Source organism: Aeromicrobium panaciterrae, assembly GCF_031457275.1.
GTDB classification, from domain to species: domain Bacteria; phylum Actinomycetota; class Actinomycetes; order Propionibacteriales; family Nocardioidaceae; genus Aeromicrobium; species Aeromicrobium panaciterrae_A.
In genome coordinates this window covers 1710491-1730385 of record NZ_JAVDWH010000001.1, presented here as the reverse complement: position 1 = coordinate 1730385, position 19895 = coordinate 1710491, and the positions used below count along the sequence as shown (strand labels likewise).

Genomic DNA, 19895 nt, shown 5'->3' with positions numbered 1-19895 from the left:
GCCTAAATATCCCGGAAGGTCTCGATCTGGGCGCCGAGAGCGTTGAGGCGCTCGGCGAGGTCCTCGTAGCCACGGTTGATGACGTAGACGCTGCGAAGCACTGACGTGCCCTTGGCAGCCAACATGGCCAGCAGGATGACGACTGCCGGACGAAGTGCCGGCGGGCATACGAGCTCAGTGCCGCTCCAGTGCGTCGGTCCGTCGATCAGCACGCGGTGCGGGTCAAGCAGCTTGACCGAGGCGCCGAGCTTGTTGAGCTCAGTGAGGTAGATGGCCCGGTTCTCGTAGACCCAGTCGTGCAGCATCGTTTGACCTTCGGCTGTCGCTGCAATGACAGCGAAAAACGGGAGGTTGTCGATGTTGAGTCCGGGGAACGGCATCGGGTGGATCTTGTCGATCGGAGCATGCAGAGCCGACGGATGCGTCGTGATGTCGACGAGGCGGGTTTCACCGTTCTCGGCGGGATATTCAGCGCTGCGGTCGTACTGGAAGCCCATTTCTTCGAGCAGTGCGAGCTCAATCTCCATGAACTCGATCGGTACGCGACGCACTGTGATGCTCGACTTGGTGACGATTGCAGCAGCGATCAGGCTCATGGCCTCGATCGGGTCTTCGCTCGGTGCGTAGTCGACATCGGCGTTGATCACCGGCTTGCCCGTGACACGAAGTGTTGTGGTGCCGATGCCGTCGATGCCGACGCCCAGCTTGACCAGGAAGAAGCACAGGTCCTGGACCATGTAGTTGGGGCTGGCATTGCGGATGATCGTGACGCCGTCGTATTTCGCGGCTGCAAGAAGTGCGTTCTCAGTGACTGTGTCGCCACGCTCGGTGAGGACGATGGGGCGCTCCGGACCGACACCTGCCGCGGTGGTCGCGTGATAGCTGCCCTCGGTGGCGACGACCTTGAGACCGAACGGGCGCAGTGCCGTCATGTGCGGTTCAACGGTGCGCGTACCGAGATCGCAGCCGCCTGCGTACGGGAGCTCGAAGTCGTCATAGCGGTGCATCAGCGGGCCGAGGAACATGATGATGCTCCGCGTACGGCGGGCCGCATCGGCATCCATGGCCGCAAGGTTGAGCTCGGCCGGGACCACGAGCTTGAGGTCGTTCTCCTCATTCAGCCAGGTGAACTTCACGCCGATCGACTCGAGCACCTCGAGAAGTCGGTTGACCTCTTCGATGCGGGCGACCTTGCGGAGCACAGTGGTGCCGGAGTTGAGCAATGCGGCGCACAGCAGGGCGACGCCAGCATTCTTGCTCGATTTCACGTCGATTGAGCCCGACAGGGTCGTACCGCCAACCACACGCAGGTGGCTGGGGCCCGATGTGCCGACGGTGACCAACTCGGAATCAAGCGCAGCGCCGATCCGGGCAAGCGTGTCGAGGGTCAGGTTTTGCTGACCCTTCTCGATCCGGCTGACCACGTTCTGACTCGTCTTGAGCTCGGTTGCAAGCTCAGACTGGGTCATTCCGCTGTGTTGGCGGGCATCACGAATGAGTACGCCGATGCGGGCCAGGTAGTCGTCGCGCACAGTCATGTCAACCACCATATCTCAGATATGAGATAACTCAATCAGGCTGATTCGAACGTGTCGGAGTCTGTTTGACCCAGTTTTCTGGAGTCTTCAACGCCCCCGAAATTCATGGTGTGCTGCCAGTAGATCCCGTACGCGAGCTCGGAAATCGTCTTGTCGTGCACCGGGAACAGCGAACCGGGGGAGACCCGCTGGACGAAGTCCACCGTCTCGCTGATCTTGGCCCACGGCGCAGACAAGGGGAGTGCCAATACGTCAACACCCTCGGGTGCGTACTCGTACGTATCGCCCGGGTGGAACAACGTCGGCTCGCCAGCCGCACTCAACACGACACCGACGTTGGCGACCCGGGGGAGTGCGGACAGGATCACGGCATGTTGTGACCCCACGCCACGAACGGTCACGTCACCGACCACCGTCACGAGCCCGTCGGCATTGGGTGTCCAGTCGCCAAACGCGAGAGTGCCTGCGCTTTCCGGGTCAGCGATCAGCACCGCGTTGGGGTTGCGCTCCAGCAGGCCGGGACTGCGAGTGACGTCGATGTGATCCGGATGCTGATGGGTCACGACGATCGCGTCCAGACCTTCGAGCGCGAAAGCTTCTTCAGCGCTGAAGACTCCGGGGTCAATCAGGACGCGGGTGCCGGCTGCCTCAACGAGTACGGCCGCATGACCGAAGCGCGTGATCTGCATACGGCCCATCCTGCACCGTGCATCAAGCCGCGATGTGACCGATCTCAGGAGTGTCCGGCCCGAAGTGTCGATACATGATCGTGTCGCGGTTCTTGGCCGACTGCTTGTGAAGCCGTCGATCTCCCCAGGAGGTGCGCCCGAGGATCTGGTGGTTGACAAGGTTGCGTCCGAAAACACCCACAGATGCCCACGGCAGGCGAACGGGGAGCTTGAGGTCCCGCATGCCTTCTTTGGTCAGGAAAGGACGCAGCATGCTCAACAGCCTGGCTCGCGTGTATGCCCGCCCCAGACGCGGAAATCGCCTAAAATGCAGGCTGTTCTGGGCCTCCATGATGCCCTGTGCGAGTTGTGGTCCAGCTTCGGTGATGTCACCCTGCGCAAGCAGCACGTGGTAGTTGAATGCGTGCTGCTCCCGCTCGTGGTCGAACAACCAGTCGTCGTTGACGCCAATGAGCCAACCGACGTACTTCCAGAGGTGCATGACCGCCAGTGAGTCCGCGGTCGTGACGCGGACTCCGAGTGATCGCACGCCGAGCAGGAGTGTTGCGCTGAACAGACCGAGCGTTGCGGCCTGGTCGGACTGGTTGATCGGAAGGCCGAACCTTGAGGTGTCCCAGCGGTCTCCGCCCTCGAAGCGCTGATTGACCATCGCATGCATAAGGCGGACGTGGACCGTCAACTGGAAGCCCTCGCCCTCGCGCCGCATGGCGTCATGGTCTGAGACTGCAACCGCCCACTTCTGCGTCTCTCCGAGTCGGCGCATGGTCATGTCGCCGGTCATTCCGCCGGTGGCCACGAGCAAATCTGTCGGACCCCCGAATCGATATCCGCCGATCAGGGACAGCTGCAGCAGTACGTCAGCAGCACTCTTGCCAAAGCGGCGGTATGCCTCAGCGCCCCGATTGAGCAGGTCGAAGTCGACCCACTCAGGCACGGCATCGACGGTGGCAAAGAAGTCGCGGAGCGCTGGGGGAGCAGATTCGACAGACTCGATGCCACGTACCAACGCCTGGTTGAACTGAGCCATCGAAACCTTGTCGTCGCCGGGCGACCGCATCGCCCGGGCCAGAGCAGCCCCAACCTCGTCGCGCTCCATGAATCGCTGACCAATCAGGGCCAGCTGGCTCTCGTCGACCGCACGAACGCGAGCCACGGACTTCAGGACGCGGCCGATCCTGGCGCCTCGCTCTTCTGCTGCACGGAAGCGAGATGGAGGTGCAACAACGGTCTCAGTCGTCATGGCAAAAGTATGACGCGAGCAATTACTCGCATACAATTCGCGTATGGCACATCTGCTCCCGGCGAAGGAACTGCGCAAGACTCCGCGTCAGGAACGCTCTCGTGCGATGGTCGAACGCATCATCGCCGCAGGTCAGACAGTGTTGCTGCGAGATGGCTACGAAAAGGCGTCCACCAACCGGGTCGCGGACGAAGCGGGCATAAGTCCCGGGTCGCTCTATCAGTACTTCCCGGACAAGGAAGCGATCCTCGCAGCGGTCATCGACCGATACGCAGCGGAGTTCTCGACGCAGTTGACAGCAGTCCTTGCCGATCGCCTGGACGAACCCGGCCCAGCGCTCGTACGCGCGTCATTCGAGGGACTATTGGACGTCCTGACCGAGAACATCGAGTTCCTCCGACTGGTTGTCGAGGTGCTCCCACGCAGCCAGTCGGGTAGCTGGGCTGGAGCGTTGGAACAACGAATCAGCGACTTGGTGACGGCGTATTTGTCGATCAACAAGTCCCAGACCTCCATCACCGATCCCGCGGCGTCAGCCTGGATTCTTGTCCGCATGGTCGAGCACCTGAGCGTGCAATACGTGCTCGAGCAGCCGCCGATATCTCGGACGAAGCTCATCGACGAGATGGTCGACCTGACGCTCGCCTACCTCGGCCCGACATCCTAAACGTTCGGTACTCGCGTAGCGCTCGTTTCTCGCGGCGGAATCAGCAACAGCGCAGCCAACAGAATGGACCCGCCGAGCGCGGTCATGTTGAGGATCGAGTCGACTGAGTCGTACACGTCGAGATGGTGCACGTGATACGAAAAGTGGAGCACGCCGAACGTCAACGTCGTTGCCGCTGCGACGAGAACAGCGATGCGCTCCATGCTCACTGCCGCGAGGAGCGCAAGAACCATCAGCGCCAAGTAGGTCGCACCGACATCACGTACGAGGTGCTCGTTGTAGGGCCCGTCGACATTCACCCAGTGCCGTCCAAAGCCGGGGAAGTTGTCGTAGAACGATTGTGGCGCAAAGGCCGCCCAAGGCCCGGTGAAGGCACCCGTGGCCGCCAGAATCGCCAGAATCACGCGCTGCGTCCTTATTGTCATGTCCTGAGAATGGCCCAGCCTCGCGAATTCACACAACGGTATGGAGATGCTCGTAGCATCAGGCGCATGAGTGAGACGGAGTCCATACGCAACCCACTCTCGACGGCAGCTCGTGCCGGCGTCGTGTCCGGCGGCTTTGTAGCCCTGCTCTGGTTGATCGAAGCGCTGGACCGCATCCTTCCCGGCAACTTCGAATCCCGAGGAGTTCGCCCACGCTCCGACGAAGGACTGCTGGGCATCGCTTTCGCGCCACTACTGCACGGCGGGTGGGATCACCTGATCTCCAACAGCTTTCCGCTGCTGATTCTCGGATTCCTTCTGGGGATGTCAGGGATGCGCACGTTCACCATCACCACGGCCATCATCTGGACCGTCGGGGGAGTCGGAGTGTGGCTGATCGCCGGCTCGAACGAGATTCACATAGGCGCGTCGGGGATCGTCTTTGGTTGGTTGGTATTCCTGATGATTCGGGGAGTGTTCGCACGCAGCCTGAGCCAGATTCTCCTTGGTATTGCAGTCTTTTTAGCGTACGGAACCGTTCTGCTGGGAGTTTTGCCGGGGGACCCGGGCATCTCCTGGGAAGGGCACCTTTTCGGTGCGATTGGCGGCGCGATCGCGGCCTGGTTTGCCCGTGATGACAACGACGTAGCAGAGGTCACCGCATGACAGAGCCCAAGAAGTCAGCCGAGTCGTTCACCGCTGAAGAACGTGCTGCCATCAAGGATCGCGCGAAGGAACTCAAATCGAGCAGCTCCAAGGCTGCCAAGGAGGCTGAAGTCCTCGCCAACATCGCCGAGATGCCCACAGCCGACCGAGTCATCGCCGAGCGCCTCCACGCCGTCATACGCGAAAACGCACCCGATCTGGAGCCAAAGCTTTGGTACGGGAGCCCTGCGTACGCGAGAGGCAAGGAAATCGTCTGCTTCTTCCAGGCAGCCTCAAAATACGACACTCGGTACTTAACGTTCGGTTTCAACGATTCTGCGAATCTTGACGATGGTTCTTTGTGGCCCACGGCGTTCGCCATCGCCAAACTCACCGCAGCAGACGAGAAGACGATCGGTGCACTGGTCAAAAGGGCCGTGAACTGACCTCAGAAGGGGTTCTTCCCCGTAGAGGCCCGTTTATGCGTGTTTGTCCGATAATGCACATTATGTCAACTTAGGCATATTCCGGCTCCTACAGGGCAAAAGAAGGCCCCTACCCCGCAACTTGGGACCTACGCCGTGAGAGATAGACGGTTTCTGCGGGATTGTCAGTCGCAGCAATGGCCGCGTCGTACGCATCACGTGATTCATCGCTGCGTCCAAGTCGCCGTAGCAACTCGGCACGTGCGACGTGCCACGCGTGATATCCACTGAGGTCCAGCTGATCCACGATCGCCAGGGCAACGTCTGGACCATCAAGCTCCGCGAGCGCTACAGCGCGGTTCAATTCAACGACCGGTGTCGGCGCCACAACCATCAACTGGTCGTACAGAGCGACGATCTGGCCCCAATCGGTCGACCGAGCTTCATTGGCGTCCGTGTGAACCGCGTTGATCGCAGCCATGATTTGGTACGCGCCGGGTACTCCATTGGTCTGTTCGACCCGTGCCAGGCATTCGCGTACGAGGGTGTGTCCTTCCGCGATCAAAACACGGTCCCACCTGCTGCGATCCTGCTCATCGAGCGTGACGAGCTCTCCCCCGGCGACTCGAGTCTCCTGGCGTGCGTCTGTCAGGAGCATGAGGGCCAACAAACCCGCGACCTCGCCCTCATCGGGCAAGAGCTGGCGCAGGATCCGTCCCAATCGGATCGCCTCAGCCGTCAGGTCCGCCCTGATCGAGTCGTCGCCGGAACTGGCGAGGTAGCCCTCGTTGAACACGAGGTAGACGACCGCCAGAACTGCTGAGAGTCGATCGCTCAGATCTCCGCGCTCTGGCACACGGAAAGGAATGTTGGCGCCCTTGATCTTGGCTTTGGCGCGGGTGATGCGTTGCGCCATCGTCGTCTCGGCAACAAGGAACGCGCGCGCGATCTCGTCCACTGTCAGTCCGCCGAGAAGGCGAAGAGTCAACGCCACGCGCGCCTCGGGGGCAAGAGCTGGGTGACAGCACGTGAACACCAGCCGCAGCCGGTCGTCCTCGACCGGTCCGGTCGGTTCGTGGGGTGTGTCGTCTTGGATCATCATCGCTGCCTGGTGCTTCGTGTCGCGGATCTTCTCGCGGCGGATCTTGTCGATGGCACGGTTGGCGGCGGTCGTCGTGAGCCACCCACCCGGATTGGGCGGTATGCCGTCGACCGGCCAACGCTCAATTGCGGTGAGTAGCGCCTCCCCTGCCATGTCCTCGGCGATATCGAGATCACCGAAACGGCGGGCTAGCGAAGCGACTACTCGGCCGTATTCCTCGCGGTAGATCCGATCGATCTCCGCTCGGATATCGGCGGCTTGGGTCACTCGCCGTCTTCGAACGGACGCACTTCGACCTTGCCGCCGCAGGCCTTCGAACCCTCAGCTGCGATCTTGAGCGCTGCATCGAGATCTGGTGCCTCAATCACCCAGAAGCCGCCGAGGTATTCCTTCGTCTCCAGATAGGGACCGTCAGTGACAACGACATCAGAACCAGTGCCGTCGACGACCGACGCAGTGTTGATGCGCTTCAGTCCCCCACCGAAAACCCAGATGCCGTCGGCCATGATTCGCTCGTTGAACGCCGCAGTCGCGTCATACATGGGCTGCGCTTCTTCGATCGGAGTGTCATAGACGGCGTCGTCGCCATGCACCGCGAGCAGGTATTGAGCCATGGTGAATCCCCTTCGTATGTGGCACCCCGGTCGGCTGCCTCTGACCTGTCCACGAACTGATCACGCCGAATACGACAACCCTCGCCGAATTCGTCGGAACTTTCTATGCGGAAATCACCGAGATCACGTTGCCGGCGGGGTGGGTGAACCACGCGATGTCGGGGCCCTGACCCTTCATGACGCCGTCTTCGTCCTGTGGCATTCCGTCGTAGCGAGCGAACTCCACTCCCCTACTAGCCAGTTCACGTACGGCGGCCGTCACGTCATCTACGGGCAGGTTGAGCACCGTGAATGACGCGGGCTCGTGCGCGTCTCCCTTGGGATAGACGATGACGAAATGGTCGTCGCCGAGGTCGATCCGCAGCATGCCATCAGACTCGTTGACCGTTAAACCAACGACATCTACGTAGAACGACCTGGCTTTGGCGGTGTCGTCCACCGAGAAACCACTGAAAGGACGGCGAAATTCGGGCATTGCAACCTCCTGGATGGTCAAAACTCTCGTACGAGCGCCTCGGTCAGCTCGGTGGGACGGCTCAACGCCGGAAGATGCCCGCCGGGGACACCTTCCACCTCAAGGCCCAATCGCTCGCGCGCCACGCGCTGCTGGAACACGAAAGGGAACAGCCTGTCGTCGACGCCGGCCAGAACTCTCGTTTGAACGTGAGGCCAAGCTGTCAGACCCCACGGTGTCGCAAAGATGGTTTCGGTCTCGTCCCGTTCTTCCTCGTCTTTGAGGTTCTCCGCTGGAACGTCGTGGAGGAAAACCTCGTCGTCGAACGGTGCATCAGGATCGCGGCCTTGCTCAAGGTCGTAGGCCCGCTTGGCTTCTGCAGAGCCAGTATTGGACCACCACTCCCCTGCGGTCTCGCCAGGATTGGGGATCATCGCGTTGAGCAGGATCAGCTGACGAACCGGGACCAGGCCCGCCGCCCACGACGCCGAGAACCCGCCGATCGATTGCCCAACAATCACTGCGTCGTCGACATCGGAAGCCGCCTGGGCGACCAACTCCACGTATTCGGGCAGGCCCGCGTTCGGGTCGTCTCCGGGCAGGTCAACTGCGAGATTCGCAAAGCCACGGTCGGTCAGCTCCTGCTGCACGAGGTGCCAATACGAAGCCATGCCACCAGCACCTGGAACCAGCACGAACGTCGGACTCATGGCGCGACCCAGTGAGGATCGCGCCCGAGCAAGCCCAGAAGCTGGTCCTGTGCTGACGCATCGCTCGGCACCGCGACTTTGGGTCCCAGCACCACGATGTCGGGCCCATACGCCCCAGGAATGTAGACCTCGTCCGGAAGCGACGCCACTACGGGCAGGAGCTCCTCGACATCACCAGGGTGCATCGTGGCGTCCTGCCCGGTAGCCATGGCGAGGTCCCAACCGTGATGGACGAGATCCTGACTGATGACCTGATCGACCATCTCGGACACGGACAACTCCCCCGCAGGACTCGACGTCATACGAGTGGCAATGTCGGAGTCCGTCAGCAACGCCTCCACGTCAGCGCGGGCCCTGCGGAAAGCGCGCAGTGGATCTTCGGCGACGGACGGTCCCGCCGAGGGCGAAAGGCCGACAGGGCGCAACATCACGTCATGCATCACGACGATGTGGTCCACCACTCCCCTGGCATCCCAGTCATCACATGGCGACTGTGCCGACCACAGGTTGTCGGGAGTCGCCACGACAAGTGATTCGAAGGCGTCCGCCCGACGTCGATAGCGCGCGAGGCTCTCGGCTGGCTCCATGTTGCGATCCTAGGCCGCTCGTACGACGAAACGGCAGGCTAGAAGCGATCCGGATCGCCGGCACCGACACGTACGACCTCGGCATATCCCTCGGAGTAGTCGACGACTGTCGTTGGCTCGGCAATGACCTCGACACCAGAGTCGACCACGGCATCGACGCGGCCGTCGAGCTCTTCCGAGATCTCCCATGCCGACGTCATCGATGCGTCACTTCCGGGCAGGATCAGCGTTGACGACACCATCGGCTCGCCAAGTGCCTCGAGCAGCGCCTGAACCACACGGTGATTGGGAATCCGCACGCCGACAGTCTTCTTCTTGGGATGAAGAAGCCGCTTGGGGACTTCCGACGTCGCCGGAAGGATGAACGTGTACGGGCCTGGCGTGGCCGACTTGATCGCCCGAAAGATCGCGTTGTCGACGTGCACGAACTGGCCCAGCTGGGCGAAATCGCGACACATCAGGGTGAAGTGATGCTTCGCGTCGAGGTCCCGAATCGTACGAATGCGGTCCAACGCATCCCTGTTGCCGATCTGCGCACCGAGGGCATAACCGGAGTCAGTCGGATAGGCAATCAAATCGCCGGCGACAAGCATCGCGGCAGCTTGATCCACATTGCGTTGCTGCGGGTTGTCCGGATGGATGTCGATGAATCGCACGCTGTGAGCGTACGACCCATCCGACCATCCACCTACCGTGAGGCCCGAGTGTCAGCGCTTGACCACCAGGTGCTTCGAGCTGATCTTCTGCGACGAGATCTGCGACGCGGTGAACGGGAACGACACCCACTGCTTCTTGCCGAACATGCGCGTCTGGTCAGAACTCCACGCCGAGTTGGTGTTCAGCGACTGGCCGTAGGTCAGGATTGTCGACGCCACGATGCCCGAGGCTGTGAACGAGACGGCCTGGATGTGCGACGAGCCATAGGTGACCCGGTAGAGCCCGTCCGTCCTCGTGAACGGTCCGCGAGCGACGACCACATTGGCGTTGCCTACTGCGGCGCCACCTCCGCCCAGGCCGATCGCCGCACCTGGCTTGTCCGCAATCTGGAGCGTCCCCCAAGGAGCGTCAAGCGCCACACCCTTGCCCTGGAGGTAGGCGATCGCGTCCGCCATGGCCTTGATCGTCTTGCTGTCGGTCTCCTTGAGGTCGCGAGGCGTACCCATTGGGTCGGCCGCGTCGAAGGGAACGGCCCACGGGTCGGATGCCCGCGCCATGAACTCCTCAAAAATGTGCGCACCCACGCTGGTGGTGTTGGACTTTCCGTCCCACGCCTTCAGTACGTCGCACGCCTGGCCTCCGCCGGCACTCTGGCACAACGTGTCCAGATCGCCGTTTTCACGTGCCAACTCCACGCCGAACACCCGGTTCTGGTGCTCAAATCCACGGAGCATCGTCTGCGTGATCTTGCTCTTCGTCAGTGCATCGATCACGTACCGATAGACCATGCGCGTACGCAGCGTGCGCTCCGACTTCTCCGAACCGATGATTCCGGCATACCCCTCAAGCCTCTGCTTCGGGTTGGGCAGCCAGTACGAGTCGTTGGCGTTCGCCACCCAGTCACGGCGGACCGTGGACGGGAGATTCTTCGGTCCGAAAATGCCAGGGCGCGAGGCGTCCGGATCAGTCCGCCACGCACAGCTCGAGCGAGCACGGGTGCCGTCGAGCACGGGCAGGCCGGCGAGCGAGCGCGTCAGAATTCCGACTGGCGTGATGCACTGGTTGACCAGGTCGTTCGGCACGTTCGGCACCACCGAGTGGTCGGCGTACAACGCGTTGCCGGCGCGGTCAGCCGCGATCGTGTTGACCCACGGGATTCCGCCAGCCTTGTCCTGTGCGGCGAGCAGGCCCTGGACGTTCGATGCCTTGCTCATGTTGAGGAACGAGTCGATCGTCCGCAGCTGCTCACCGTTGGCGTCGCGCATCGCGAAGAGGCTGATCGGCGACCAGCCCATGAGCGTCGCCGGGTTGTCCATGACGTAGCCGTCTTCGGTGCGGTACAGCGTCTTGACGACATTCGAAAGCTTGCCGTCCTTGCCCTTGACCGTGACGTTTACTGCCCGCTTCTCAAGCTTGAGCAAGCCGTGGTCAGTCAGGTAGAGCATCGGGAGTCCGGGAATCGTCCGGTACTCGTATGGCGTGAACCTGAATGCGGTGGAGACGGTGTGGCTCCACGCAACGTTCTTGTTGAAACCGATGTTGATGACCGGCGAGCCGAGGAGACTCGCGCCCGCGGCGTCATAGGCCCCGGGGATCGTGAGGTGCACCTGCTCGAAGCGGTAGCGCCCGTTCCACGGGAAGTGCGGGTTACCCAGCAACATGCCTCGACCGTTGTCAGTCGAGTCGCCACCGAGTGCCGTCGCGTTGGACCCGAACGGAGACTTCGGATCCTTGCCCAGTCCGGCCTTCAGCGAAGAAGCCGACGGCGCATCGGTCGGAGGGGCCGAGAACGGCAAGAGGTCACTGAGATCTGGGATCGGCAGGTCTGGAAGGTCTGGGATGTCGACGCCTAGAGGCAGTTCGATTCCGAGCTCCTTGAGCTTCGGAATGCCGAGATCGCCGACGGAGGGAGGATCTGCATCCGCGATCGCCGGGAAGAACACGCCAGCCGAGGCCAGCAAGTTCGCGGCGTAGACGCCATACCAAAGATCGAGGTCGGTTGCGGTCGTGTCGATGTAGCCCGCGTTCTTGCACGCAGGGTCCTTGATGCCACTACGTCCACCGACACTCTTGATGTATTGGTTGACGCCTGCTGAATAGCCACGCACCAGCGCACGTGCTTCCTTGCCCGGTCCACGCTGCGGATCCGCAAGGAGCTTCTCAACTACCTTGCGCGCACGGATGTCGACGAAGAAGGCGTCGCTCTGCAGATTTGTGGCATTGACTGACACACGGTCGTTGTAGCGCGCATCTGGGCCGAGCCATCGCGAGCGCTGTCCCTGGCCAGTGAGCAGCGTGTCGGCAAGGCTGCAGATGGAGGTCTCGCCGGTCGCAAAGCCGTGACCGAACCCCAGAGACTCCCAGTCCTTGGCCACCACGTGCGGAATGCCATGTTCGGTACGCGTGATGGTCACGTCGTACTTGCCGTTCGCGGGGGTCAGCGGAATGGTGGCCGCCGAGGCTCCCGTGCTGCCCAGAGGCGCGAGTAGACCTGCACAAAGTGCAGCGGTGGCAATGAGAGCAGTGCGACGGAGCCGTGACATGCGCATCCCTTGACGTCGAGTGGGGGTCTTGTGTGACCCGTGTCACCGGATGAAACGTCGTTTGGGCGGCAGAAGTTACGCGTACGTACGAGTTTGGGGACAAGGAAGGGCCGCACCCACGGCGTACGGGGTGCGGCCCTCGGCTGGAGATCAGGTGAAGATGCTGACGCCCGCCGGTCCGACGAGCAATGCGACGATGATCAGCACGGCTCCGTAGACAAAGTCCCGCTGGACGATCCGCAGCACACCGAAAATTCCGATGACCACGGCCGCAATCCACAAAATGGTGTCCCACATGGTTGTTTTGACCTCCATTGGCGATGTGGCTTCTGCCACGCCTCGGATGTACCCCGTATGCACTCGGTCAATCGCCTTCACGCTCAAAGTGTCGATCCACGCGGTTGAGTAACGTGACGTGGCTCACACAAATACGTTCCGCAATGCGGACGTGAGTTCCGCTCACGGGGGCGACGCCGCGGACCGACCTATTCTGGAGCGCAGTACCCGAGCGGAATGAGGTGATGGACGTGGCTGATGCAGCACTGAGCCTTGCCGAACGCCGCCAGATCCAGCTCGATCACGACAGCGAGCGGGTCGCGCACCTCGCGGACCGCGAGCATCTCTTGGCCCCTCGTCGTAGCAACGATGAGCTCCGCGCCATCGCCGACGCTGCGGAGGCTCGCTTTGCCGCTTCTGACGGCGCGGGACTGCTCGAATGGGTCGCCGACGAGTTTGGTTACAGCACCGCAGTTGCCTGCTCCATGGCTGACGCCGTACTTCCGGCCGTCGTCGCCGAGCATCTCCCCTGGGTCGACACACTCTTCCTCGAGACCGGCTATCACTTTGCTGAGACGATCGGCACCCGCGACGCTGTGGAGTCCTCCATGAAGCTTTCGATCGTCGACGTCACACCGAAGCGCACGGTCGCTGAGCAGGATGCCGAGTTTGGCGAGCGCCTCTACGAGCGCGATCCCGCCCTGTGCTGCCAGATGCGCAAGGTGGATCCGCTCCACGCAACCCTTCAGGGCTACGAAGCATGGATCACCGGCGTGCGTCGCGACGAGTCAGAGACTCGCGCCAACACCCCGTACGTGACGTGGGACGACAAGAACGGCCTCGTCAAGATCAACCCGATGGCAGCATGGTCGTTTGATGACCTCCTCGACTACGCCGACAAGAACGACATCATCGTCAATCCCCTTGTCAACGACGGATACCCGTCGATCGGCTGCGCGACCTGCACCCGTCGCGTGGCTCCCGGCGAAGATCCCCGCGCAGGACGTTGGGCCGGACTCGACAAGACCGAGTGCGGGCTTCACGCCTGAGCTGACCCACCCACCCGACAGGCAACGATGACGCTGAACGACTACCGCCTCACCCAGCTCCAATGGCTGGAGTCCGAGGCGATCCACATCATCCGCGAGGTCATCGCCGAGTTCGAGCGCCCGGTGCTGCTGTTCTCTGGCGGCAAGGACTCGATCGTCATGCTGCATCTCGCAGTCAAGGCGTTCTGGCCTTCGCCGGTCCCGTTCCCTGTGCTGCACGTCGATACGGGACACAACTTCCCTGAAGTCCTCGCCTACCGCGATGCGACCGTCGAGCGCCTCGGTCTGCGCCTTGAGGTCTCGAGCGTCCAGGACTACATCGATGATGGTCGACTGCGCGAGCGCAGCGATGGTATGCGGAACACGCTCCAGACCCAGCCGCTGCTCGACGGGATCACTGAGGGCAAGTTCGACGCCGTCTTCGGTGGTGGCCGCCGCGATGAGGAGAAGGCCCGCGCCAAGGAGCGCGTCTTCTCCCTCCGCGATGAGTTCGGACAGTGGGATCCGCGCAACCAGCGACCCGAGCTGTGGAACCTCTACAACGGCCGGCACACCCCGGGCCAGCACGTACGCGTGTTCCCGCTGAGCAACTGGACCGAGCTCGATGTTTGGCAGTACATCGGCCAAGAGGGCATCGCACTGCCTGAGCTCTACTACGCGCACCAGCGCGAGGTGTACGAGCGCGACGGAATGCTGCTCGCCGTTGGACCTGTCTCCATGCCGCGCGATGGCGAGACGGTCGAGAAGCGCCAGGTGCGCTACCGAACTGTCGGCGACATGTCCTGCACCGGAGCCGTCGAGAGCGACGCGCTCACTGTTGACGATGTCATCGCCGAAGTGGCGGCCACCCGCATCACCGAGCGGGGTGCCACGCGAGCAGATGACCGTACGTCTGAAGCCGCGATGGAAGACCGCAAGAAGGAAGGCTACTTCTGATGGCCACTCTCCTGCGCCTTGCAACAGCTGGCTCGGTCGACGATGGCAAGTCCACGCTCGTCGGTCGTCTGCTCTATGACTCGAAGTCGGTTCTCGCTGACCAGATGGAGGCTGTCGAGCGCGTCTCCACAGATCGCGGTCTCGGCACTGCCGACCTCGCACTCCTGACTGACGGACTGCGCTCCGAGCGCGAGCAGGGCATCACCATCGATGTCGCCTACCGCTACTTCGCCACCCCCAAGCGGTCGTTCATCCTGGCCGACTGCCCCGGGCACGTTCAGTACACGCGCAACACGGTGACCGGTGCGAGCACCGCCGACTGCGTCGTCCTCCTCGTCGACGTACGTCATGGCCTCCAGGAGCAGACCCAGCGTCACCTCGCCGTCGCCTCGCTTCTGCGAGTCCCGCATGTGGTCGTCGTGGTCAACAAGATCGACCTGGTCGACTTCGACGAAGAGACATACGAACGCGTTTCGGCCGCCGTACTCGAATCCGCGCGCAGCCTCGGCCTGTACGACGTCGCGACGATCCCGGTTTCGGCACTCGAGGGCGACAACGTCGTCGAGCGCTCCAGCCGTACTCCTTGGTACGACGGACAGAGCCTGCTCGAACATCTGGAGAAGCTCTCCCCCATTGGCGAACCGCACTCCGAGCCACTGCGCTTCCCCGTGCAGCTCGTCATCCGCCCGCAGCAGGCTGCCGGCGACGAGTTCCGTGACTATCGCGGATACGCCGGTCAGGTTGCCTCCGGTCTCGTACGAGTTGGCGATCCGATCACTGTTCAGCCCAGCGGACGTACGAGCACTGTTGTCGGGATCGACACCGCTGACGGACCGCTCGATGCAGCGTTCGCACCGCAGTCCGTGACCTTGCGCCTCGCTGACGACATCGACATCTCTCGCGGCGACCTGATCGTGACGTCACGCAGTGTCCCGCCTGTCACCCAGGACATTGACGGCACGATCGCCTGGCTCGCCGAACGACCGCTCGTCCCCGGTGCAAAGGTCTTGCTCAAGCACGGCACCAAGACCGTTCAGGCCATGGTCAAGGCGATCAGCGGCAAGCTCGATCTCGATGACGCTCGCCTGCTTCCCGCAGAGTCGCTCGCGCTCAACGACATCGGTCACGTCAACCTGCGACTCGCTTCGCCGATCCCTGCCGAGGAGTACCTCCACTCGCGCAGCACCGGAGCCTTCCTGCTGATCGATCCGCAGGAAGGCAGCACCCTTGCTGCTGGCATGGTCGGCGACGCTTTGCTCGACACCAAGGCAGCCGTTGAAGCGGTCGCCGAGGCTACAGTTCTTGCATGACTCGGGTCACGACATGAGCGGCAATTTTCCGCTCACTCTCCGCGTTGCGGACCGCCTTGTGGTCGTTGTCGGCGGCGGTCACGTCGCCACGCGACGAACCCTGACATTGGTCACCGCCGGAGCCAGGGTAGTGGTCGTCTCCCCCACTGTCACGGACTCCTTGGCGTCCTCGATCAGCCGGGGCGACGTCGAATGGCGAGAGCGCGCGTACGAGTCCAGCGACCTTGATGGTGCTTGGCTGGTGCAGACCGCGACAGGCGATCCCGCCGTCGACGGCCGCGTCGCTGACGATGCAGAGGCGCGCCAGGTCTGGTGCCTCAAGGGCGGCGATCCCGATCACGCAACTGCGTGGATGCCGGCCGTCGCCAGCGTCGACGATGTCACTGTGGCGGTCAGCGGCGGCGGCGATGCCCGCCGAGCGACCTCATTGCGAGACGCCGTCGCAGCAGCTCTGCAATCCGGCGATCTTCCGCTCCGCCACGGCACCCACCATCCAGGCGGATTCGTGGCTCTGGTCGGCGGCGGACCTGGAGATCCGGGACTGCTGACAGCCCGTGGACGCAGACTCCTTGCCGAGGCTGATGTCGTGGTGTTCGACCGCCTCGCTCCACAGAGTGTTCTGGCCGAATTGGCGCCTGATGTCGAGGTGATCGATGTCGGAAAGATGCCCGACAATCACCCGATCCCCCAGGAAGAGATCAACGCGATCCTGATCGACCGCGCCAAGCAGGGCAAGATCGTCGTACGGCTCAAGGGCGGCGATCCGTACGTCTTCGGTCGTGGCGGCGAGGAGCTGATCGCGTGCCGCGACGCTGGCATCGAGGTCGAGGTCGTACCTGGTGTGACCAGTGCAGTTGCCGTGGCAGCAGCGGCAGGCATCCCCGTCACCCATCGTGGAGTGGCAAACGGCTTCAGTGTCGTCACCGGGCACACCGAGCTCATTGAGCTGCCGACCGAACGCTCGCACACCCTCATTCTTCTGATGGGCGTCGGAAGGCTTCGCGAGGCTGCAGAGCAGCTGACCGGCGCCGGCCACGATCCCGAAACGCCAGTTGCGATTGTCGAGAACGGATACGCCGACAATCAACGCGTCACCGTCGGCACGCTCAACACAATCGCCGGACGAGCCGAAGCGGTCGGGGTCAAACCGCCAGCAGTGACGATCATTGGCGACGTCGTGAGCCTGTCCCCTGCGTGGCCACCTGCATGAGGCGCCTCCTCGCCCTCGTGTGCTCAGTCCCCCTCGTACTGGGACTGACCGCGTGCGGCGAGTCGGCCAAGAAGGTGCCGATGCCCGACGGCGTCTCGCTGCTGTCGGACCAGTCGCGTCTGCACCGCAAAGACCGCGAGATCTACGTACGCATCCAGAACACGTCCGACAAGAACATCCATGTCGAGTCCTTCACGCTGACCTCTGAACGCATGAGCACAGTCGAGTGGGCTGGGGACGAGGACATCGCCGCCGGCACCGAGGCAGACCTCGAATACGACATGCCCAAGGGCCGGTGCGGCACCGGATTCACCCCGACCGTGCGACTGACCTACCGCATTGGCGACAGCGGGCCGCGGATCTCGTCGGTCCGCGCTGACGACCGCTACGGGAACATCTCGCTCGCGCTGGATCGTGATTGCGCCGAGAACGCTCTGAAGGAAGCAGCGAAACTCACGGTCGGCGATCCGACCGTCACCGGTGTTGGCCGTGAGTCCGTGCTCAACCTTCCCGTCACGATGACACCGACGGGCAAGCGCGACGACGTGCGTTTCGGCGGCTTCGGGTCGACCGTGCTGTTCAATCAGGCCGAGGGCTCACCAGCCGACGTGGACATCCCGCTCACAAATGAGCCGGTCGAGCTCAACATGTTGGTGACTCCGGCGCGCTGCGACGGTCATGCTCTCGCCGACGACAAGGTTGGCCGCCTGTTCGACGTCAACGTGCTCGGCGACGGTATAGGTGAAGGCGCATCGTTCTATCTACCGCTCACCACACCCCAGCGAGTCGCCTTCTTCGACTTCTACCGCTCTCACTGCGGTCTGGACTAGCGCGCTTCAAGCCAGGCGTTCAGGTTCTTCTCGCCCTGCCGCATGATCAGGTGATGCCCGGCCACGAACACGGGGCGAAGAACCCAGCCGGTCCACCGCATCCATCGGCGATCGGTGGCAACGCGCCAATCGATCTCCATCGTCGACGAGCGCCCATTGGTCCCGTCTATGAAGGTCACCGCACCCTCACCACGAAGGTCGCCAGCTGATTCGAAGGTCAGCCGATCGGGGCGAGTCAGCTGCAAGTTCTTGAGTTCGAAGGCCAACCGATAGCCGAAATGGCTGGCAGCGCGCACAGAGAGATTGGTGCCGTCGTACTCGACAACCTCCACTGGACCCCACCACACCATCGGGTCGTCACTCGCGAGCAACGCCTCGAGTTCGTCCCACAGCGCCTCGCGGCTGCGCACGACCTGCCACCGCGAGTGGAACTCGTAGTTCGAATTCATCAAGGCTTCTCCGTGTCGCTACCCGGTTGGGACGTCTGTTCGGGTTGTAATTGAGATGGCCCCGCGCGGTATGAGCGCGCTGGGCCCCTTCGCAGGTCAGGCCTGCTCTCGGGTTTTGTTCAACCACCACAGACCGATGAGCGGCAGCACGAGCGGGATGAAGCCGTAGCCCTCGCCAAATCCTGACCACACCGTCTGATCCGGGAACAGATCGTCGTCGATGATCGACAGCAGACCCACCGTCAGCACTCCAGCGAGCTCAATCGTGATCGCGACCAAGGCAAGGCGGCGAGCGTTGCGAGCCAACGCGACGGTCGCCACGACGTACACGATTCCGGCGAAGGCAGAGAGCGCATAGGCGACAGGTGCGTCGTCAGCCTTCGTGACCAGCTGGAAGATCGAGCGAGCCGACGCGGCCAGGGCGAATACGGCGTACACGGCGACGAGCGTTCGGCCGAATCCGCGTGACGTGTTCTCAGGCATACGTGCCCTTCCAGATGTCGAGGAGCCGGATGCAGAGCACGGCGACCGTCAGCAGTGCCACGACGACCACGCCGGTCCCCCAGCGAGACTTCTCGGCGATCCCCCACAACACTGCTGCGGGCGGAATCACCGCAACGGTCACGAGGTAAGAGACGAACAACGTGCCATCGACATCACGGCTGGTCGAGTTGAGTGCCACGATGCCGCCGATCAGCAATGCGATCAGCGCAAGCTCAAGAGCTGCCACCGCGTAGAACAGCGGATTGCCAACAGGCTGCTGACGAAACATGTGCCAGCCAGCCCAGGCAGCGACGAGAGTCGCCGCGGCGGCGATGCCGTAGGCGACGGTCTCGGTCACTCGTGTCCTTTGTTAGGCGCGGTCTTCCTGGGCGGCTCGCCCCTGCGAGCTGCCGACACCAACGATGTCAGTGACCGAGTCTTTCACGAAGCGTTTCCACGCCTCGGACTGGCGGAACATGAAGTGCCCTCCGCCTGGAAGGGACGTCCATGTTGCACTCGCAGCAGTGCCCAGGCTGCGCTCTACGTATTCACGGCTGAGGGCCGGTGATGTCCACGAATCCTGGGTTCCGTGCAGGATCCTGAGGTGTTTGCCGGAGATGCTGGCATTCGGCTCGCCCTCGGGCAGCCACGGCGCAAGACCTACGACACCGATGACACTGGGATCGTCTGCTGCGCGGCATGCGGTACGCCCTCCCATCGAATGACCAACCAGCACGACGGGCACTCCCTGCCACCGATCAGTCAGCTCGCTGATCGCGGCGCGTGTGTCCTTCACAGGCGACGGATCGATCGGGTCGTTCCACCCGCGCTGCCCGTACTGCAGCAGGCTCAGCGCGAAGTCATGCTCGGTGGCGTGGCGACGCAGCGAACGCGCCAGCGCCGCCATCCGCCACCAGCTCGCATGACGGTTCTTGACCGGCTCGACGTTGTGCTGCTGACCGCCGTGCAAAAGCAGGACGACAGCCCGCGGTTCTGTGGGTGCAACGTAGTGATCGAGTCTGGACACAGGATCGATCGTGACACGCGACTACAAGC

Annotated in this window: 24 protein-coding genes; 8 read left to right on the top strand and 16 right to left on the bottom strand. The window is 62.7% G+C overall.

The window, feature by feature from the left end:
- Positions 1-2 precede the first annotated feature (2 nt).
- Genes J2X11_RS08950 through J2X11_RS08940 form a run of 3 tightly spaced genes read right to left on the bottom strand, consistent with a single transcriptional unit; the run spans position 3 to position 3467 of the window.
- The gene (locus J2X11_RS08950) at positions 3-1538 is read right to left on the bottom strand and encodes a UDP-N-acetylglucosamine 1-carboxyvinyltransferase (RefSeq protein ID WP_309969653.1); all 1536 of its coding nucleotides are present in this window, start codon (positions 1536-1538) and stop codon (positions 3-5) included.
- A gap of 35 nt (positions 1539-1573) precedes the next feature.
- Complete coding sequence (locus tag J2X11_RS08945; RefSeq protein ID WP_309969650.1) at positions 1574-2227, bottom strand: MBL fold metallo-hydrolase; 654 nt, start codon at positions 2225-2227, stop codon at positions 1574-1576.
- Between the two features lie 22 nt (positions 2228-2249).
- On the bottom strand, positions 2250-3467 hold the full coding sequence (locus J2X11_RS08940; protein ID WP_309969647.1) for an oxygenase MpaB family protein: 1218 nt from the start codon (positions 3465-3467) through the stop codon (positions 2250-2252).
- A 43-nt stretch (positions 3468-3510) separates the two neighbouring features.
- On the opposite strand from J2X11_RS08940, the gene J2X11_RS08935 reads away from it, so the two are divergent.
- The gene (locus tag J2X11_RS08935) at positions 3511-4134 is read left to right on the top strand and encodes a TetR/AcrR family transcriptional regulator (RefSeq protein WP_309969644.1); all 624 of its coding nucleotides are present in this window, start codon (positions 3511-3513) and stop codon (positions 4132-4134) included.
- Here J2X11_RS08935 and J2X11_RS08930 read toward each other — a convergent pair.
- On the bottom strand, positions 4131-4559 hold the full coding sequence (locus J2X11_RS08930; protein ID WP_309969642.1) for a hypothetical protein: 429 nt from the start codon (positions 4557-4559) through the stop codon (positions 4131-4133). The genes J2X11_RS08935 and J2X11_RS08930 overlap by 4 nt on opposite strands.
- A gap of 66 nt (positions 4560-4625) precedes the next feature.
- On the opposite strand from J2X11_RS08930, the gene J2X11_RS08925 reads away from it, so the two are divergent.
- Together J2X11_RS08925 and J2X11_RS08920 are read left to right on the top strand one after the other, a co-directional pair.
- Positions 4626-5225, top strand: a complete 600-nt coding sequence (locus J2X11_RS08925) for a rhomboid family intramembrane serine protease (RefSeq protein ID WP_309969639.1) — start codon at positions 4626-4628, stop codon at positions 5223-5225.
- On the top strand, positions 5222-5650 hold the full coding sequence (locus tag J2X11_RS08920) for an iron chaperone (RefSeq protein ID WP_309969636.1): 429 nt from the start codon (positions 5222-5224) through the stop codon (positions 5648-5650). The genes J2X11_RS08925 and J2X11_RS08920 overlap by 4 nt, the downstream gene beginning before the upstream one ends.
- 109 nt (positions 5651-5759) lie before the next feature.
- On the opposite strand, the gene J2X11_RS08915 is transcribed toward J2X11_RS08920, so the two are convergent.
- The 8 genes from J2X11_RS08915 to J2X11_RS08880 all read right to left on the bottom strand — a co-directional run bounded on the left by J2X11_RS08915 (position 5760) and on the right by J2X11_RS08880 (position 12674).
- Positions 5760-6998, bottom strand: a complete 1239-nt coding sequence (locus J2X11_RS08915; protein WP_309969633.1) for an RNA polymerase sigma factor — start codon at positions 6996-6998, stop codon at positions 5760-5762.
- Positions 6995-7345, bottom strand: a complete 351-nt coding sequence (locus tag J2X11_RS08910) for a YciI family protein (protein ID WP_309969629.1) — start codon at positions 7343-7345, stop codon at positions 6995-6997. The genes J2X11_RS08915 and J2X11_RS08910 overlap by 4 nt, the downstream gene beginning before the upstream one ends.
- A gap of 103 nt (positions 7346-7448) precedes the next feature.
- Positions 7449-7820, bottom strand: a complete 372-nt coding sequence (locus J2X11_RS08905) for a VOC family protein (RefSeq protein ID WP_309969628.1) — start codon at positions 7818-7820, stop codon at positions 7449-7451.
- Positions 7821-7837: 17 nt separating this feature from the next.
- On the bottom strand, positions 7838-8509 hold the full coding sequence (locus J2X11_RS08900; RefSeq protein ID WP_309969625.1) for an alpha/beta fold hydrolase: 672 nt from the start codon (positions 8507-8509) through the stop codon (positions 7838-7840).
- A complete protein-coding gene (locus J2X11_RS08895) occupies positions 8506-9096 on the bottom strand; it encodes a TIGR03086 family metal-binding protein (RefSeq protein ID WP_309969622.1) in 591 nt (196 codons plus the stop codon). Before J2X11_RS08895 ends, J2X11_RS08900 begins: the two co-directional genes overlap by 4 nt.
- Positions 9097-9134: 38 nt before the next feature.
- Positions 9135-9752: an L-threonylcarbamoyladenylate synthase gene (locus tag J2X11_RS08890; protein WP_309969619.1), complete on the bottom strand. Its 618-nt coding sequence runs from the start codon at positions 9750-9752 to the stop codon at positions 9135-9137.
- Positions 9753-9803: 51 nt separating this feature from the next.
- A complete protein-coding gene (locus J2X11_RS08885) occupies positions 9804-12296 on the bottom strand; it encodes a penicillin acylase family protein (protein ID WP_309969614.1) in 2493 nt (830 codons plus the stop codon).
- Between the two features lie 150 nt (positions 12297-12446).
- A complete protein-coding gene (locus J2X11_RS08880) occupies positions 12447-12674 on the bottom strand; it encodes a GPGG-motif small membrane protein (protein WP_309969612.1) in 228 nt (75 codons plus the stop codon).
- A gap of 149 nt (positions 12675-12823) precedes the next feature.
- Between J2X11_RS08880 and J2X11_RS08875 the strand changes: the two genes are divergently transcribed.
- From J2X11_RS08875 to J2X11_RS08855, 5 genes are read left to right on the top strand one after another with little or no spacing between them, the layout of a single operon-like run.
- A complete protein-coding gene (locus J2X11_RS08875; protein ID WP_309969609.1) occupies positions 12824-13621 on the top strand; it encodes a phosphoadenylyl-sulfate reductase in 798 nt (265 codons plus the stop codon).
- 27 nt (positions 13622-13648) lie between these two features.
- A complete protein-coding gene (cysD, locus tag J2X11_RS08870) occupies positions 13649-14557 on the top strand; it encodes a sulfate adenylyltransferase subunit CysD (protein ID WP_309969607.1) in 909 nt (302 codons plus the stop codon).
- Positions 14557-15867 carry a sulfate adenylyltransferase subunit 1 gene (locus tag J2X11_RS08865; RefSeq protein ID WP_309969605.1) on the top strand — a complete coding sequence of 437 codons (1311 nt, stop codon included), beginning with the start codon at positions 14557-14559 and terminating at the stop codon, positions 15865-15867. Before cysD ends, J2X11_RS08865 begins: the two co-directional genes overlap by 1 nt.
- A 13-nt stretch (positions 15868-15880) precedes the next feature.
- The gene (gene cobA / locus J2X11_RS08860; protein ID WP_309969601.1) at positions 15881-17077 is read left to right on the top strand and encodes a uroporphyrinogen-III C-methyltransferase; all 1197 of its coding nucleotides are present in this window, start codon (positions 15881-15883) and stop codon (positions 17075-17077) included.
- The gene (locus J2X11_RS08855) at positions 17074-17907 is read left to right on the top strand and encodes a hypothetical protein (RefSeq protein WP_309969598.1); all 834 of its coding nucleotides are present in this window, start codon (positions 17074-17076) and stop codon (positions 17905-17907) included. Before cobA ends, J2X11_RS08855 begins: the two co-directional genes overlap by 4 nt.
- Here the strand turns inward: J2X11_RS08855 and J2X11_RS08850 are convergent.
- The 4 genes from J2X11_RS08850 to J2X11_RS08835 all read right to left on the bottom strand — a co-directional run bounded on the left by J2X11_RS08850 (position 17904) and on the right by J2X11_RS08835 (position 19866).
- Positions 17904-18356 carry an SRPBCC family protein gene (locus J2X11_RS08850; RefSeq protein ID WP_309969595.1) on the bottom strand — a complete coding sequence of 151 codons (453 nt, stop codon included), beginning with the start codon at positions 18354-18356 and terminating at the stop codon, positions 17904-17906. The genes J2X11_RS08855 and J2X11_RS08850 overlap by 4 nt on opposite strands.
- A gap of 96 nt (positions 18357-18452) precedes the next feature.
- Positions 18453-18839: a hypothetical protein gene (locus J2X11_RS08845; protein ID WP_309969592.1), complete on the bottom strand. Its 387-nt coding sequence runs from the start codon at positions 18837-18839 to the stop codon at positions 18453-18455.
- A complete protein-coding gene (locus tag J2X11_RS08840) occupies positions 18832-19197 on the bottom strand; it encodes a hypothetical protein (RefSeq protein ID WP_309969589.1) in 366 nt (121 codons plus the stop codon). Before J2X11_RS08840 ends, J2X11_RS08845 begins: the two co-directional genes overlap by 8 nt.
- 12 nt (positions 19198-19209) lie before the next feature.
- Positions 19210-19866, bottom strand: coding sequence for an alpha/beta fold hydrolase (locus J2X11_RS08835; protein ID WP_309969586.1), 657 nt, complete (start codon positions 19864-19866; stop codon positions 19210-19212).
- Between the last annotated feature and the right edge of the window lie 29 nt (positions 19867-19895).

What these genes read in the sequence shown, in the direction of transcription:
- J2X11_RS08885 (WP_309969614.1), bottom strand. Translation starts at nt 12,296, where the DNA reads ATGTCACGGCTCCGTCGCACTGCTCTCATTGCCACCGCTGCACTTTGT.
- J2X11_RS08865 (WP_309969605.1), top strand. Translation starts at nt 14,557, where the DNA reads ATGGCCACTCTCCTGCGCCTTGCAACAGCTGGCTCGGTCGACGATGGC.
- J2X11_RS08945 (WP_309969650.1), bottom strand. Translation starts at nt 2,227, where the DNA reads ATGCAGATCACGCGCTTCGGTCATGCGGCCGTACTCGTTGAGGCAGCC.
- J2X11_RS08905 (WP_309969628.1), bottom strand. Translation starts at nt 7,820, where the DNA reads ATGCCCGAATTTCGCCGTCCTTTCAGTGGTTTCTCGGTGGACGACACC.
- J2X11_RS08895 (WP_309969622.1), bottom strand. Translation starts at nt 9,096, where the DNA reads ATGGAGCCAGCCGAGAGCCTCGCGCGCTATCGACGTCGGGCGGACGCC.
- J2X11_RS08920 (WP_309969636.1), top strand. Translation starts at nt 5,222, where the DNA reads ATGACAGAGCCCAAGAAGTCAGCCGAGTCGTTCACCGCTGAAGAACGT.
- J2X11_RS08935 (WP_309969644.1), top strand. Translation starts at nt 3,511, where the DNA reads ATGGCACATCTGCTCCCGGCGAAGGAACTGCGCAAGACTCCGCGTCAG.
- J2X11_RS08930 (WP_309969642.1), bottom strand. Translation starts at nt 4,559, where the DNA reads ATGACAATAAGGACGCAGCGCGTGATTCTGGCGATTCTGGCGGCCACG.
- J2X11_RS08925 (WP_309969639.1), top strand. Translation starts at nt 4,626, where the DNA reads ATGAGTGAGACGGAGTCCATACGCAACCCACTCTCGACGGCAGCTCGT.
- J2X11_RS08850 (WP_309969595.1), bottom strand. Translation starts at nt 18,356, where the DNA reads ATGAATTCGAACTACGAGTTCCACTCGCGGTGGCAGGTCGTGCGCAGC.
- cobA (WP_309969601.1), top strand. Translation starts at nt 15,881, where the DNA reads ATGAGCGGCAATTTTCCGCTCACTCTCCGCGTTGCGGACCGCCTTGTG.
- J2X11_RS08855 (WP_309969598.1), top strand. Translation starts at nt 17,074, where the DNA reads ATGAGGCGCCTCCTCGCCCTCGTGTGCTCAGTCCCCCTCGTACTGGGA.
- J2X11_RS08910 (WP_309969629.1), bottom strand. Translation starts at nt 7,345, where the DNA reads ATGGCTCAATACCTGCTCGCGGTGCATGGCGACGACGCCGTCTATGAC.
- J2X11_RS08845 (WP_309969592.1), bottom strand. Translation starts at nt 18,839, where the DNA reads ATGCCTGAGAACACGTCACGCGGATTCGGCCGAACGCTCGTCGCCGTG.
- J2X11_RS08950 (WP_309969653.1), bottom strand. Translation starts at nt 1,538, where the DNA reads ATGACTGTGCGCGACGACTACCTGGCCCGCATCGGCGTACTCATTCGT.
- J2X11_RS08940 (WP_309969647.1), bottom strand. Translation starts at nt 3,467, where the DNA reads ATGACGACTGAGACCGTTGTTGCACCTCCATCTCGCTTCCGTGCAGCA.
- J2X11_RS08900 (WP_309969625.1), bottom strand. Translation starts at nt 8,509, where the DNA reads ATGAGTCCGACGTTCGTGCTGGTTCCAGGTGCTGGTGGCATGGCTTCG.
- cysD (WP_309969607.1), top strand. Translation starts at nt 13,649, where the DNA reads ATGACGCTGAACGACTACCGCCTCACCCAGCTCCAATGGCTGGAGTCC.